At 62.2% G+C, this 291-nt stretch carries 1 pseudogene; it reads right to left on the bottom strand.

The annotated features are described in order from the left end of the window. Window positions 1-291: pseudogene (locus A3754_RS28270) on the bottom strand (hypothetical protein); the annotation flags it as partial.

Raw genomic sequence — 291 nt, 5'->3', positions numbered from 1 at the left:
AGGGTCTGCCCGGCATCGCGAACCAGCCGCGAGCGCATGGCAGAGACGCGCAGCAGGCCCAGTGATGAAACGAAAGTGGCGAAAAAACAGAGGCGGTCTAGGGCCTGCAGCAAAACCGGAACCGGCTGGGCTTCACGGCAGATGACAACGCCGGCCATGGCGATAACCACCAGCAGAATGCCTTTGGCCATGCGTGCTTGCCGGGGCCATTGCACCAGCAGGTAAAGCAGCAGTGTGATCCGCGCCAGCCAGGCCCCGGCGTCCAGATCGAACACCAGAGACAGTATTGTG

This window comes from Alcanivorax sp. HI0083, from assembly GCF_001635175.1.
This window is presented reverse-complemented; position numbering and strand designations above follow the sequence as displayed.